This window comes from Streptomyces sp. NBC_01471, from assembly GCF_041438865.1.
Lineage (GTDB): Bacteria > Actinomycetota > Actinomycetes > Streptomycetales > Streptomycetaceae > Streptomyces.
The window spans coordinates 2995242-3008076 of sequence record NZ_CP109450.1; the positions used below are offsets into that span (position 1 = coordinate 2995242).

The window sequence follows — 12835 nt, forward strand, 5'->3', positions numbered from 1 at the left end:
CGCGTGCTGCATCTGCGCCTGATCGTGCCCGCCGACCGTACGGAGGAGGTGCTGCACCTCGTGGGGCACACCGTGGGCACCACGCATCTCGTGGTGCTGCCCGGTGCGGGCCCGCAATCCGCGGGGCGACGTGGTGATGTGCGATGTGGCGCGCGAGGCGGGCGACGATCTGATCGGCGCGCTGCGCCGGCTCGGCATCGACCGGACGGGGTCGATCACGGTCGAGAACACGGACCTGACACTCTCCGCGCACGCGGACAAGGCAGAGGCCGAGGCGCCCGGTGAGGGCTCGGACGCGGTGCTGTGGGAGGAGCTGACCCGGGCGACCGACGAGGAGTCCACGTTCAGCGTCAGCTATGTGGCCTTCATGGCCGTGGCGACGATGCTGGCCGCCTGCGGTGTGATGCTCGACAACGCGATCCTCATCGTGGGCGCGATGGCGGTCGGGCCCGATTTCGGGCCGCTGGCGGGGATCTCGACGGCGCTCGTGCAGCGGGCTCCGCGCCTCGTGGGGCGGTCGCTGTGGGCGCTGATCGGCGGGTTCGCCATCGCGATGGTGCTGACGGCCGGGTTCGCCTGGATGATGAACGCCTTCGGGCTCTTCACGGTGCAGATGATCGAGGCGAACCGCCCCAACACGTCCTTCATCTGGCAGCCGGACCGGGTGTCCTTCGTGGTGGCGTTCCTCGCCGGCATCGCGGGAACGCTCTCGCTCACCTCGGCGAAATCCGGTGCGTTGATCGGTGTGGCCATCTCGGTGACGACCGTACCGGCCGCCGCCAACGCGGCGGTGGCGTTCAACTACGGCGACTACAGCCAGACGTGGGGTTCGGTCGGCCAGCTGCTGGCGAACCTCGGCGGGATCGTGCTCGCGGGCACGCTGACCCTGCTGGTCCAGAAGGGACTGCTGTCGGTACGCCGCCGTCGGGCGCAGCTGGAGAACTGACGCCGCACGCACACCGCCCGCCTGCCTCCGGGATGGAGGGGGCGGGCGGTGTGGGTCGAACCACTGCGCGGGCGGGCGGTCTCTACCCCAGCGCCGACTTCACCACGTCGGCCAGCCGGGCCGCCACCGTCTTCGCCTGGTCGATGTCCGCGGCCTCGACCATGACCCGCACCAGCGGCTCCGTGCCCGAGGGGCGCAGCAACACGCGGCCGGTCGAGCCCAGTTCACGCTCGGCCTCGGTCACCGCCGACCGCAGCTCGGCCGATGTGGCGACCCGCGATCTGTCCACGTCCGGCACGTTGACCAGGACCTGCGGCAGCCGCACCATCACGCCCGCCAGCTCGGCCAGGGTGCGGCCGGTGGCCGCGACCCGGGCGGCCAGCATCAGCCCGGTGAGGGTGCCGTCGCCGGTCGTCGCGTGGTCCAGCACGATGACGTGGCCGGACTGCTCGCCGCCCAGCGCGTACCCGTGCTCCTTCATGGACTCCAGGACGTAGCGGTCACCGACCGCCGTCTGGACCAGCTCGATGCCCTCGCGCTCCATGGCCATCTTGAAGCCGAGGTTGGACATCACGGTGCCCACCACGGTGTTCCCCCGCAGCGTGCCCGCCTCGCGCATGGCGAGGGCCAGGACGGCGAGGATCTGGTCGCCGTCGACCTCCTCGCCGGACGCGTCCACGGCGAGGCAGCGGTCGGCGTCGCCGTCGTGCGCGATGCCGAAGTCGGCGCCGTGTTCGACCACGGCGGCCTTGATCAGCGCCAGGTGGGTCGAGCCACAGCCGTCGTTGATGTTCAGCCCGTCGGGCTCGGCTCCCAGGGTGACGACCTCGGCACCGGCCCGGGTGAACGCCTCGGGCGAGACGCGGGACGCCGCGCCGTGCGCCTCGTCGAGGACAACCTTCAGGCCGTCGAGGCGGTTGGGCAGGACGCCGATGAGATGGGCGACGTACTGGTCGAAGCCCTGGTCGTACGTACGGACCCGGCCCACGCCCGCGCCCGTCGGGCGCTCCCACGGCGCGCCGGTGCGGTGCTGGTCGTAGACCGTCTCGACGCGGTCCTCCAGCTCGTCGGCGAGTTTGTGGCCGCCGCGGGCGAAGAACTTGATGCCGTTGTCAGGCATGGCGTTGTGGCTGGCGGAGAGCATCACGCCGAAGTCGGCACCCAGCGCACCGGTGAGATACGCCACCGCCGGGGTGGGCAGCACACCGACGCGCAGGACGTCCACGCCCGCGCTCGCGAGGCCGGCCACGACGGCGGCCTCCAGGAACTCTCCGGACGCACGCGGATCGCGTCCCACCACCGCTTTCGGCCGATGGCCCTCGAACGTGCCCGCTTCCGCGAGTACGTGCGCCGCCGCGACCGAGAGGCCGAGCGCGAGCTCCGCCGTCAGGTCCACGTTGGCGACACCGCGCACACCGTCCGTGCCGAAGAGTCGTCCCACTTGCTGTCCTCCGAAAGATGCTCCGAGAAATTCCGAATACGCAGGTCTCTGAGCGCTATGAACGTCTTGATCCGTTATACGCCGGAGGACCTGATAAACGAACGCCCCGGCAGCACAGAAGGTGCCGCCGGGGCGAACGTACAAACAGGGTCGTGCGTGCAGCCCTGCAAGCCGTGACTAGCGCTTGCTGTACTGCGGGGCCTTACGGGCCTTCTTGAGACCGGCCTTCTTGCGCTCGACCGCACGGTCGTCGCGGGAGAGGAAGCCGGCCTTCTTCAGCGTGGCGCGGTTGTTGTCCACGTCCGCCTCGTTCAGCGAGCGGGCCACACCGAGGCGCAGGGCGCCGGCCTGACCGGACACGCCGCCACCCGAGATGCGGGCGATGACGTCGTAGCGGTTGTCGAGCTCGAGCACCTTGAAGGGCTCGTTGACTTCCTGCTGGTGCACCTTGTTGGGGAAGTAGTCCTCAAGGGTGCGACCGTTGATCTTCCACTTGCCGGTGCCCGGGACGATCCGGACGCGGGCGATGGCGTTCTTGCGACGGCCCAGGCCGGCGGCCGGCTGCGGGTCGCCGAAACGGCCCGCGAGCGACTCGCTGGTGTACTCGCCCTCGACGGGAACCTCGGACTCGAAGGTGGTCACCTCGGCGAAGGTCTCTTCGCCCTCGGTGCCCGCCACGTCGTCGGTGGGGGTCTCTGCAGTGGTCTCGGCCACGATTCTCCTCAGATCTTTCTTTACGTCTTAGGGGGTGGCCGGAACTACTGCGCGACCTGGGTGATCTCGAACGGGACCGGCTGCTGGGCAGCGTGCGGGTGCTGGTCTCCCGCGTAGATCTTCAGCTTCGAGAGCACCTGGCGGCCCAGGGTGTTCTTGGGAATCATGCCCTTGATGGCCTTCTCGATGGCCTTCTCGGGGCTCTTCTCAAGCAGCTCGTCGTAGCGGACGGAACGCAGGCCACCCGGGTAACCGGAGTGGCGGTACGCCATCTTCTGGGTCTTCTTGTTGCCGGAGAGGTGAACCTTCTCGGCGTTGATGATGATGACGAAGTCGCCCATGTCCATGTGGGGGGCGTAGATCGCCTTGTGCTTGCCCCGCAGGAGGGTGGCGGCGGTCGTCGCCAGACGGCCCAGGACGATGTCCTGCGCGTCGATGATGTGCCACTGGCGAGTGACATCGCCGGGCTTGGGGCTGTACGTACGCACGTCGTAGCCTTCGCTTCTTCAGTGGATGGGGTCCAGACACATGGCACCGCTGAAGCGATCGTGCAGCTGGGGCTCACAAAGCCGGGGACGCTGCCCGTATGCGAGCCACTGGTAACTGCTCCAGGGAACCTACGTAAGGGCCCTTCGCGTGAGAACGACGAAGCCAATACGTATAACAAGCCCCGAGACTACCCGCGCCGCCCCGGATGGGTCAAAACAGCCGGCCCCGGACGGGGGTACAGCGACCGGAACGGCCGCTGCTCCCGCCACAACCACCGCATCATCCGCCCCGCCTACCGCACCCGCTCCACGCGCCGCTCGTCCCACACCGGCTCCGCCGTCTCGCGTACGACGCCGTCCGAGCCGAAGACCAGATAACGGTCGAAGGACTTCGCGAACCAGCGGTCGTGGGTGACCGCGACCACCGTTCCCTCGTACGCCTCAAGACCCTCCTGGAGCGCCTCGGCCGACTCCAGGTCCAGGTTGTCCGTCGGCTCGTCCAGGAGCAGCGCCGTGGTGCCGGCCAGCTCCAGGAGCAGGATCTGGAAGCGGGCCTGCTGGCCGCCGGAGAGCCGGTCGAAGAGCTGGTCGCCCTGGCGCTCCATCTCGTACCGGCGCAGCACGCCCATGGCGGCCCCCCGGTCCTTCGCGTGCTCCGTCCACAGGATGTCGACGAGCGTGCGGCCCAGCAGCTCCGGGTGTGCGTGGGTCTGGGCGAAGTGGCCGGGCACGACACGGGCGCCGGTCTTCCACTGTCCGGTGTGGGCGACGTCGCCGCCGGCCAGCAGGCGCAGGAAGTGGGACTTGCCCGACCCGTTGGAGCCGAGCACCGCCACCCGCTCGCCGTAGAAGATCTCCAGCGAGAAGGGCTTCATCAGCCCGGTCAGTTCAAGGTTCTCGCAGGTCACGGCCCGTACGCCGGTACGGCCACCGCGCAGCCGCATACTGATCTCCTGCTCGCGCGGCGGCTCCGGCGGCGGACCGGCCTCCTCGAACTTCTGGAAGCGGGTCTGCATGGCCCGGTAGCGCGAGGCCATGTCGGGGCTGCTCGCGGCCTGGTTCCGCAGCCTCAGCACCAGCGCCTTCAGCCGGGCGTGCTCCTCGTCCCAGCGCCGCTTGAGCTCCTCGAACCTCGCGAAGCGCTCCTTGCGGGCCGCGTGGTACGTGTCGAACCCGGCGCCGTGCACCCAGACGTCCGAGCCGGCCGGGCCGGGCTCCACACTGACGATCTTCTCGGCGGCCCGCGACAGCAGTTCCCGGTCGTGGGAGACGAAGAGCACCGTCTTACGGGTCTCCTTCAGCCGTTCCTCCAGCCAGCGCTTGCCCGGCACGTCGAGATAGTTGTCCGGCTCGTCGAGGAGCAGCACCTCGTCGGGCCCCCGCAGCAGCGCCTCAAGGACCAGCCGCTTCTGCTCGCCGCCGGAGAGCGTCCGCACCTCGCGGAACTGCGCCTTGTCGTACGGGACGCCGAGCGCGGCCATGGTGCACATGTCCCAGACGGTCTCGGCCTCGTACCCCTGCACCTCGGCCCAGTCGCTCAGGGCCTGCGCATACGTCATCTGCGCGGCCTCGTCGTCCACGGTCAGGATCAGGTGCTCGGCGGCGTCCACGGCCCGGGCCGCTTCGCGGATCCGCGGCTGGGCGACGGAGACGAGCAGGTCACGGACCGTACGGTCGTCGCGGACCGAGCCGACGAACTGCCGCATCACCCCGAGCCCGCCGCTCACCGAGACCGTCCCGCCGTGCGGCTGGATCTCTCCAGCGATCAGCCGCAGCAGGGTGGTCTTGCCGGCGCCGTTGGCACCGACCAGGGCCACGACCGCGCCGTCGCCCACCCGGAACGAGGCATCACCGAGCAGCACCCGCCCGTCCGGCAAGTAGTACTCGAGATGACCCGCTTCAAGATGTCCCATGCACCGGATTGTCGCCCACGGCCACCCCTGGAGGACAACTGGATTCCGGCGCCCCTGGGGGCTCCGGCCGCAAGAAGCCCGATTAGTATGCGCGCCATGAGCTTCGGGCAAGGGGGGCCCTCCTGGGGGCCGGGGGATCCACAGCGGAACAGCGACCACGACAACAACGCGAGCGGCCGGTGGCAGGCTCCGGGCGGCCAGGTACCCGGCGGCGGAACACCCGGCGGAACACCTGACTGGGCGGCGCTGGCCGACGAGAGCGCCGCGCGCGGCCGGCGAAAGAAGCTGCTGCTGATCGGCGGCGGGGTCCTGGCGACCGCCGTGGTGGGGGCGCTCGTCGCTGCCGTGGTCGTGGCGGCGGGCCACGGATCGGACACGTCCGGCAAGAACCTCCCCTCCCCCGAGACGCTGCCCAGCAAGAGCGGCGAGGCCCTGCCCTCCTTCACACCGAAGGCCCCGGCTCCGCCGCCCAACCCCAAGGACTTCATCTCCAGCTCGAAGAAGGACACGGCGCCGCTCAGCGCTGCCACCCTCTTCCCCGGCGCGACGATCGCGGTCGGCGACCACACGTACGCGAAGGCGGGCACGCACCGCACCACGGCCTGCTCGTCCGTCACCCAGGGTGCGCTCGGCTCGGTGCTGGTCAACAACGGCTGCGGTCAGGTCATCCGGGCGACGTTCAGCAAGGGCGGCATCGCGGTCACCATCGGTGTCGCCGTCTTCGACACCGAGGCGCAGGCCCGGAAGGCGATGAAGCAGTCGGCCGGCGGCATCGCCTCGCTCAACTCGGGTGTCCCCACCTTCTGCCGTAACGGCTCGGTCTGCCGCAGGACCGCCAACGCCTACGGCCGCTACGCCTACTTCACGGTCGGCGGCTTCACCAGCGGCAAGAACGTCACGCAGTCCGACGCGAATGTCTTCACGGCGGGTGACGACGTGGCGGAGTTCACCTTCCGCCGGATCGTGGCGCGCGGCCAGGCCCAGGCGTCGGCGGCGGCCGCCGCACCGGCGCGCTGAGCCCGGCACCAGGCCCCGTTCTGTCCCTGCCGGACAGGCGCTGTCCGGCAGGGATCCCGCAAGGGGCTCAGCGGTCGCCGCTGCCGCCCCGGTGGCGCAGCCGCAGCCGCAAGGGCAGCAGCGCGGACTCGATCTGCGTCGCCAGGTCCATCTTCGACACCCCTTCGGTGCGCTCCTCGAAGCGGATCGGGATCTCCACACCGTTGTAGCCGTGGCGCACGGCCAGGAACTTCAGCTCCACCTGGAAGCTGTATCCGGCGCTGCCCAGCGTCGTCAGGTCCACCGCGCGCAGCGTCCGCGCCCGCCACAGGTTGAAGCCCGCGGTGATGTCGCGGATCCGGGTGTCCAGGATGGTGCGCGCGTACTGGTTGGCGAAGCGCGAGAGCATCTTGCGGTGCAGGCCCCAGTCCTCGTCCAGTGAGCCGCCGTCGACGTACCGGCTCCCGACGACGAAGCCCGCGTCGGTGGCCAGCGCGGTCCCCAGCAGCTGCGGCACGACGTGCGCGGGGTGACTGCCGTCGGCGTCCATCTGTACGACGTACTCGGCGCCCTCGTCCAGCGCGGCCAGCATCCCGGCGGCATAGGCGCGCCCCAGACCGTCCTTCTCCGTGCGGTGCAGCACGGTCATCCGCGGCCGCGCCCCGGAGGCGGCCCCTGCCGCGTTGTACCCGTCGGCCAGCTCGTCCGCCAGCCGGCCGGTGCCGTCGGGGCTGGCGTCGTCCACGACCTTCAGCTGGAGGCCGGGCAGCCCCAGCGCCATGACGGCCCCGGCGGTGCGCGGCAGACTGGCGGCCTCGTTGTACGTCGGCATCACCACGGTCAGCGGCAGTACGCCCCACTCCTGGGGGATCTGCCCGGTCGCGGAGGGCTGGGGCATGGGATCTCCGTACGTCGGCGATGTGCGGCTTGCCTGCGGGCCCGCGGAGCCGCCCCCGTCCGGGGGCCGCGCGGCCTCAGCGGGGGCCGCGCAGCCTCAGCAGCAGCCGGCCCCCGGCAGCGTCCGCATATTACGTGCCTCACGGCTTCTGGCCGCGAGCAACTCGTCGGCCGGGTAGCCCACTTCCTCCAGCGTCAGCCCATGGGGGCGCACCACGCGCACCGAGGAGTCGCGCACCGCGACGGCGAGCACCTTCCCGGGCCACTCCACCGGCCGGTGCCCGTCGCCGACCGAGAGCAGCGCGCCCACCAGCGAGCGGACCATGTTGTGGCAGAAGGCGTCGGCCCGCACGGTCCCGGTGACGATCCCGTCGGTGCCGCGCTCCCAGATCAGCTGCTGGAGGGTGCGGATCGTGGTCGCTCCCTCGCGCTTCTTGCAGTACGCGGCGAAGTCGTGCTCCCCGATGAGGGCCTGCGAAGCGGCGTTCATCGCCGGGAGGTCGAGCTCACGGTCGTGCCAGAGGACGTGCCCGCGCAGCAGCGGATCGACCCCGCCGGGCCGGTCGCTCACCCGGTAGGCGTACCGGCGCCAGATCGCCGAGAACCGGGCGTTGAACCCCGGCGGCGCCTCGGCCACCCGCCACACCCGGACGTCCTGGGGCAGCCGCCCGGACAGCCGCCGCAGCAGCATCTCCCGGTGCTCCTCCCACACCGCACGGGGGAGGTCGACCTGCGCGACCTGGCCGCGGGCGTGCACCCCGGCGTCGGTACGGCCGGCGACGGTCAGGTCGTACGTCGTGGCCGAGCGGGTCACCGTACGGATGGCCGACTCCAACTCGCCCTGCACCGTGCGGCGTTCGTTCTGCTTCGCCCAGCCGGAGAAGTCCCTTCCGTCGTACGCAAGGTCCAGCCGCACCCGTACCGAACCGGGCTCCACCTCGTCACTCACCAGCGCATCCTCTCAGCCTCACGCACTCCACCCACCACACCGCATGATCAGCACCGCACGATCCACACCGCACCGATCCACACCGCACCGCACAAGAAGAACGGGCCCGCACCGCCCCGAGGGGAGATACGAACCCGTTCAGCTGTCTTCAGAAGACTGTCCTCAGAACGCCGGCTTCAAAGAAGCTCAGGCGTCCTTCGACTCCGCCTCGACCGGCTTGGCGTCCTCGACGACCTCGGCCGGGGCCTCGGTCTTCGGGGCAGCGTCCTTGGCGGAACGCTTGGTCGCGGCCTCGGCCTCACCGGTGGCCTCCTGGGCCACGGTCAGCGCCTCGACCAGCTCGATGACCGCCATCGGGGCGTTGTCGCCACGACGGTTGCCGATCTTGGTGATGCGGGTGTAACCACCGGGGCGGTTCTCGTACCGGGGGGCGATCTCGGTGAAGAGCGTGTGGACGACGCCCTTGTCCGTGATCGACTTCAGCACGAGGCGACGGTTGTGGATGTCGCCGTTCTTCGCCTTGGTGATGAAACGCTCCGCGACCGGACGCAGGCGGCGGGCCTTGGCCTCGGTCGTGGTGATGCGGCCGTGCTCGAACAGCGACTTCGCGAGGTTCGCGAGGAGCAGACGCTCGTGCGCGGCGCTGCCGCCCAGACGGGCACCCTTGGCGGGCTTCGGCATGGTGTTTCTCCTTGTGATCTGCACCGGCCGTATCAGGTACCGGTGTCAGCTACCGACGGGCAGGTGCCCGCCGGAAATCCTCGGCCGGGGCCCCCGGGAATCCCGGGGCCCCGGCCGGAGGCGTATCAGTACTGCTCGGTCTCCACGAACCCGGCGTCCGCGTCGTCGTCGGCGCCGAAGGCGTCGGCGGCGGCGGTCGGGTCGAATCCGGGCGGGCTGTCCTTGAGCGCGAGGCCCATGCCGGCCAGCTTCGCCTTGACCTCGTCGATCGACTTCGCACCGAAGTTGCGGATGTCGAGCAGGTCGGCCTCGGACCGCGCCACGAGCTCACCCACGGAGTGGATGCCCTCGCGCTTGAGGCAGTTGTACGAGCGGACCGTGAGCTCGAGCTCCTCGATCGGCAGGGCGAGATCGGCGGCGAGCGCGGCGTCCGTCGGCGACGGGCCCATGTCGATGCCCTCGGCGTCGATGTTGAGCTCACGGGCCAGACCGAACAGCTCGACCAGGGTCTTACCGGCCGACGCCATGGCGTCACGGGGACGCATGGCCTGCTTGGTCTCGACGTCGACGATCAGCTTGTCGAAGTCGGTGCGCTGCTCGACACGGGTCGCCTCGACCTTGTACGTGACCTTGAGCACCGGGGAGTAGATGGAGTCGACCGGGATCCGGCCGATCTCCTGGCCCAGCTGCTTGTTCTGCACGGCGGAGACGTAGCCGCGACCGCGCTCGACGGTCAGCTCCATCTCCAGCTTGCCCTTGCCGTTCAGCGTGGCGAGGACCAGGTCGGGGTTGTGCACCTCGACACCGGCCGGCGGGGCGATGTCAGCAGCGGTGACCAGGCCGGGACCCTGCTTGCGCAGGTACATCACGACCGGCTCGTCGTGCTCCGAGGAGACGACCAGCTGCTTGATGTTGAGGATGAGGTCGGTCACGTCCTCCTTGACGCCCGGCACGGTGGTGAACTCGTGCAGGACACCGTCGACGCGGATGCTGGTGACAGCGGCGCCGGGGATCGAGGAGAGAAGCGTGCGGCGGAGCGAGTTGCCGAGGGTGTAGCCGAAGCCGGGCTCCAGCGGCTCGATCACGAACCGCGAGCGGTACTCGTCGACGACCTCTTCGGTCAGCGACGGACGCTGAGCGATAAGCATGCGGTGATCCTTCAGTCGTGGGCGCCCACTATTTGACGCCCCCAATTTTCACAAACGCGTACTACAAGAGTACGAGTCCTACAAGGGTACGGGCGGTACGCCGGAAAGAGGCCGTACCGCCCGCGCAACCCTGTGGAACAGTCCGACGCCGGAGCGTCAGACGCGACGCCGCTTCGGGGGGCGGCAGCCGTTGTGCGGGGTCGGGGTGACGTCCTGGATCGAGCCGACCTCGAGGCCGGTGGCCTGGAGGGAGCGGATCGCGGTCTCACGGCCGGAGCCGGGACCCTTGACGAAGACGTCGACCTTGCGCATGCCGTGCTCCTGCGCGCGACGGGCGGCCGACTCGGCGGCCATCTGCGCGGCGAAGGGGGTGGACTTGCGCGAGCCCTTGAAGCCGACGTGGCCGGCGGAGGCCCAGGAGATCACGTTGCCCGAGGGGTCCGTGATCGAGACGATCGTGTTGTTGAACGTGCTCTTGATGTGGGCATGCCCGTGAGCGACGTTCTTCTTTTCCTTGCGGCGCACCTTCTTGGTAGCACCCTGACGGCCCTTAGGAGGCATGTCTTACTCCCGGTGGAGTGGAGGTGATCGGTCCTACAGCGAAGACCGCTGAACAGCGTCCCTAGCTGAGGACTACTTCTTGCCCGGCTTCTTCTTACCGGCGATCGCGCGACGCGGGCCCTTGCGGGTACGAGCGTTCGTGCTGGTGCGCTGGCCGTGGACCGGAAGCCCACGACGGTGACGCAGACCCTGGTAGCAGCCGATCTCGACCTTGCGGCGGATGTCGGCCTGGATCTCGCGGCGGAGGTCACCCTCGGTGCGGAGGTTGGCGTCCACGTACTCGCGGATCTTGACCAGGTCCTCTTCGGCCAGGTCACGAACGCGGGTGTTGGGGTCAACACCGGTGGCGGCCAGGGCCTCCTTGGACCGGGTGCGCCCGATGCCGAAGACGTAGGTGAGGGCAACCTCCACGCGCTTTTCGCGCGGGATGTCAACACCTGAAACGCGTGCCATTCAATGGCTCCTGTTGATATCGGGGGTCTTCCGCAGAGCCTCTCCCAGACGAAAGTGCCTACCGTTGCGTAGGCACTCTTCCGGGTCCCCGGCCCCCGCCGGAGGTGTCGCCCGCTGTGTCAGCTGGGCGGGCCCTGCGTATGTACGTATTTACGTGCGTCGCGCGAAGAACTGCGAGGTGCAGGTCGTGCGTCAGCCCTGGCGCTGCTTGTGGCGCAGGTTGTCGCAGATGACCATGACCCGACCGTGACGGCGGATCACCTTGCACTTGTCGCAGATCTTCTTGACGCTCGGCTTGACCTTCATGGGATGTCAGGTTCTCCGGGTCGGTGCCACCACCACGCCGTGAGACGGGGTGCGGGCAAGATCTACTTGTAGCGGTAGACGATCCGACCACGCGTCAGGTCGTACGGAGACAGCTCCACGACGACCCGGTCATCCGGGAGGATACGGATGTAGTGCATCCGCATCTTGCCGCTGATGTGCGCTAGGACCTTGTGACCGTTCTGAAGTTCCACCTTGAACATTGCGTTCGGGAGGGACTCGATCACGGTGCCCTCGATTTCGATGGCACCTTGCTTCTTGGCCACGCTTCGCCCTTCGAATCGGCTACCTTGATCGACTCCGTACAGCACGCATGTCGACATGACATGCATGAAGACATACGGGTATACGCGAGCCGACGAGTCAGTCTACGTCAGGGCATCCATAAAGACGAATCCGGCAAGGATGCCCTGCTGTCAAGATCCTTAAGCCACTCGGCCGCACTCGGGCCGACCGGCACCTGGGCCCGGCACTCAGCCCAGCGGGTCAGGGGCGACCGTCACACCCAGCTCCGCCAGCTTCGCCTTGCCGCCGTCCGGCGCCGTCAGCACGATCAGCCCCTCGTCGGTCAGCGCGACCGAGTGCTCCCAGTGCGAGGACCAGGACCCGTCGGTCGTGATGACCGTCCAGTCGTCCTCCAGCACCTGGGTGCGGGGCGTGCCCAGCGAGACCATCGGCTCGATCGCCAGGCAGAAACCGGGGACCAGCTTCGGGTTGTGCCGGCCGATGAGGCGGCGCTTGTCGACGTAGTTCAGCAGATGCGGGTCCATGTGCATCTCGGAGCCGATGCCGTGGCCGCCGTAGTCCTCGATGATCCCGTACTTGCCGGACGACGGGCGGGGCTGGCGGCGGATGTAGCCCTCGATCGCCTTCGACACCTCGGCGAGCCTGCCGCCCTTCTTCATCGCGGCGATCCCGGCCCACATCGACTCCTCGGTCACCCGGGAGAGCTCGACCAGCTCGGGGGCGTGCCCGGTGCCGACGAACGCGGTGTAGGCCGCGTCCCCGTGCCAGCCGTCGATGATCGCGCCGCAGTCGATCGAGATGATGTCGCCGTCCTTGAGGACGGTCTTCTCGTCCGGGATGCCGTGGACGACGACCTCGTTCACCGATGTGCAGATCGTGGCGGGGAAACCGCCGTAGCCCAGGAAGTTCGGCTTCGCGTTGTGGTCGGCGAGCACCTTGCGGGCCACCTGGTCCAGGTCGTTCGTGGTGGCCCCGGGGACCGCGGCCTCACGGGTCGCGGCGTGGATCGCGGCGACGACAAGCCCCGCCTCACGCATCTTCGCGATCTGCTCGGGAGTCTTGATCTCCACCATCGAAA

General features: G+C 69.1%; 14 protein-coding genes and 1 pseudogene. 2 read left to right on the forward strand and 13 right to left on the reverse strand.

Going from position 1 to position 12835, the window contains the following annotated elements; translation table 11 throughout:
- The first annotated feature begins 3 nt into the window (after positions 1 to 3).
- Positions 4 to 946 (forward strand): annotated as a pseudogene (locus OG285_RS12870) (DUF389 domain-containing protein).
- A gap of 82 nt (positions 947 to 1028) precedes the next feature.
- On the opposite strand, the gene glmM reads toward OG285_RS12870, so the two are convergent.
- The 4 genes from glmM to OG285_RS12890 all read right to left on the reverse strand — a co-directional run bounded on the left by glmM (position 1029) and on the right by OG285_RS12890 (position 5502).
- Complete coding sequence (gene glmM, locus OG285_RS12875; protein ID WP_356828811.1) at positions 1029 to 2387, reverse strand: phosphoglucosamine mutase; 1359 nt, start codon at positions 2385 to 2387, stop codon at positions 1029 to 1031.
- Between the two features lie 177 nt (positions 2388 to 2564).
- Entirely contained in the window at positions 2565 to 3101 is a 537-nt protein-coding gene (gene rpsI / locus OG285_RS12880) for a 30S ribosomal protein S9 (RefSeq protein ID WP_371535952.1), read from the reverse strand.
- A 44-nt stretch (positions 3102 to 3145) separates the two neighbouring features.
- On the reverse strand, positions 3146 to 3589 hold the full coding sequence (gene rplM / locus OG285_RS12885; RefSeq protein WP_250299329.1) for a 50S ribosomal protein L13: 444 nt from the start codon (positions 3587 to 3589) through the stop codon (positions 3146 to 3148).
- A gap of 293 nt (positions 3590 to 3882) precedes the next feature.
- Entirely contained in the window at positions 3883 to 5502 is a 1620-nt protein-coding gene (locus tag OG285_RS12890; protein ID WP_371791024.1) for an ABC-F family ATP-binding cassette domain-containing protein, read from the reverse strand.
- 96 nt (positions 5503 to 5598) lie between these two features.
- On the opposite strand from OG285_RS12890, the gene OG285_RS12895 reads away from it, so the two are divergent.
- Positions 5599 to 6519: a hypothetical protein gene (locus tag OG285_RS12895; RefSeq protein WP_356828815.1), complete on the forward strand. Its 921-nt coding sequence runs from the start codon at positions 5599 to 5601 to the stop codon at positions 6517 to 6519.
- A gap of 67 nt (positions 6520 to 6586) precedes the next feature.
- Here OG285_RS12895 and OG285_RS12900 read toward each other — a convergent pair whose 3' ends face one another.
- From OG285_RS12900 to map, 9 genes are all read right to left on the reverse strand, one after another.
- Entirely contained in the window at positions 6587 to 7396 is an 810-nt protein-coding gene (locus OG285_RS12900; RefSeq protein ID WP_356828817.1) for a polyprenol monophosphomannose synthase, read from the reverse strand.
- Between the two features lie 96 nt (positions 7397 to 7492).
- Positions 7493 to 8344 (reverse strand): tRNA pseudouridine(38-40) synthase TruA, encoded by an 852-nt coding sequence (gene truA, locus OG285_RS12905; RefSeq protein WP_356828819.1) that lies wholly within the window; start codon positions 8342 to 8344, stop codon positions 7493 to 7495.
- Between the two features lie 186 nt (positions 8345 to 8530).
- Positions 8531 to 9025 (reverse strand): 50S ribosomal protein L17, encoded by a 495-nt coding sequence (rplQ, locus tag OG285_RS12910; RefSeq protein WP_356828821.1) that lies wholly within the window; start codon positions 9023 to 9025, stop codon positions 8531 to 8533.
- A 125-nt stretch (positions 9026 to 9150) separates the two neighbouring features.
- Entirely contained in the window at positions 9151 to 10173 is a 1023-nt protein-coding gene (locus OG285_RS12915) for a DNA-directed RNA polymerase subunit alpha (RefSeq protein WP_164264460.1), read from the reverse strand.
- Positions 10174 to 10329: 156 nt separating this feature from the next.
- Positions 10330 to 10734 (reverse strand): 30S ribosomal protein S11, encoded by a 405-nt coding sequence (gene rpsK / locus OG285_RS12920; protein ID WP_125496499.1) that lies wholly within the window; start codon positions 10732 to 10734, stop codon positions 10330 to 10332.
- A 72-nt stretch (positions 10735 to 10806) separates the two neighbouring features.
- Positions 10807 to 11187: a 30S ribosomal protein S13 gene (gene rpsM, locus OG285_RS12925; protein WP_164264459.1), complete on the reverse strand. Its 381-nt coding sequence runs from the start codon at positions 11185 to 11187 to the stop codon at positions 10807 to 10809.
- A gap of 192 nt (positions 11188 to 11379) precedes the next feature.
- Positions 11380 to 11493 (reverse strand): 50S ribosomal protein L36, encoded by a 114-nt coding sequence (gene rpmJ, locus OG285_RS12930; RefSeq protein ID WP_003956441.1) that lies wholly within the window; start codon positions 11491 to 11493, stop codon positions 11380 to 11382.
- Between the two features lie 62 nt (positions 11494 to 11555).
- Positions 11556 to 11777 (reverse strand): translation initiation factor IF-1, encoded by a 222-nt coding sequence (gene infA / locus OG285_RS12935; protein ID WP_003956442.1) that lies wholly within the window; start codon positions 11775 to 11777, stop codon positions 11556 to 11558.
- Positions 11778 to 11984: 207 nt separating this feature from the next.
- Complete coding sequence (map, locus tag OG285_RS12940) at positions 11985 to 12830, reverse strand: type I methionyl aminopeptidase (RefSeq protein ID WP_356828824.1); 846 nt, start codon at positions 12828 to 12830, stop codon at positions 11985 to 11987.
- Positions 12831 to 12835 lie beyond the last annotated feature (5 nt).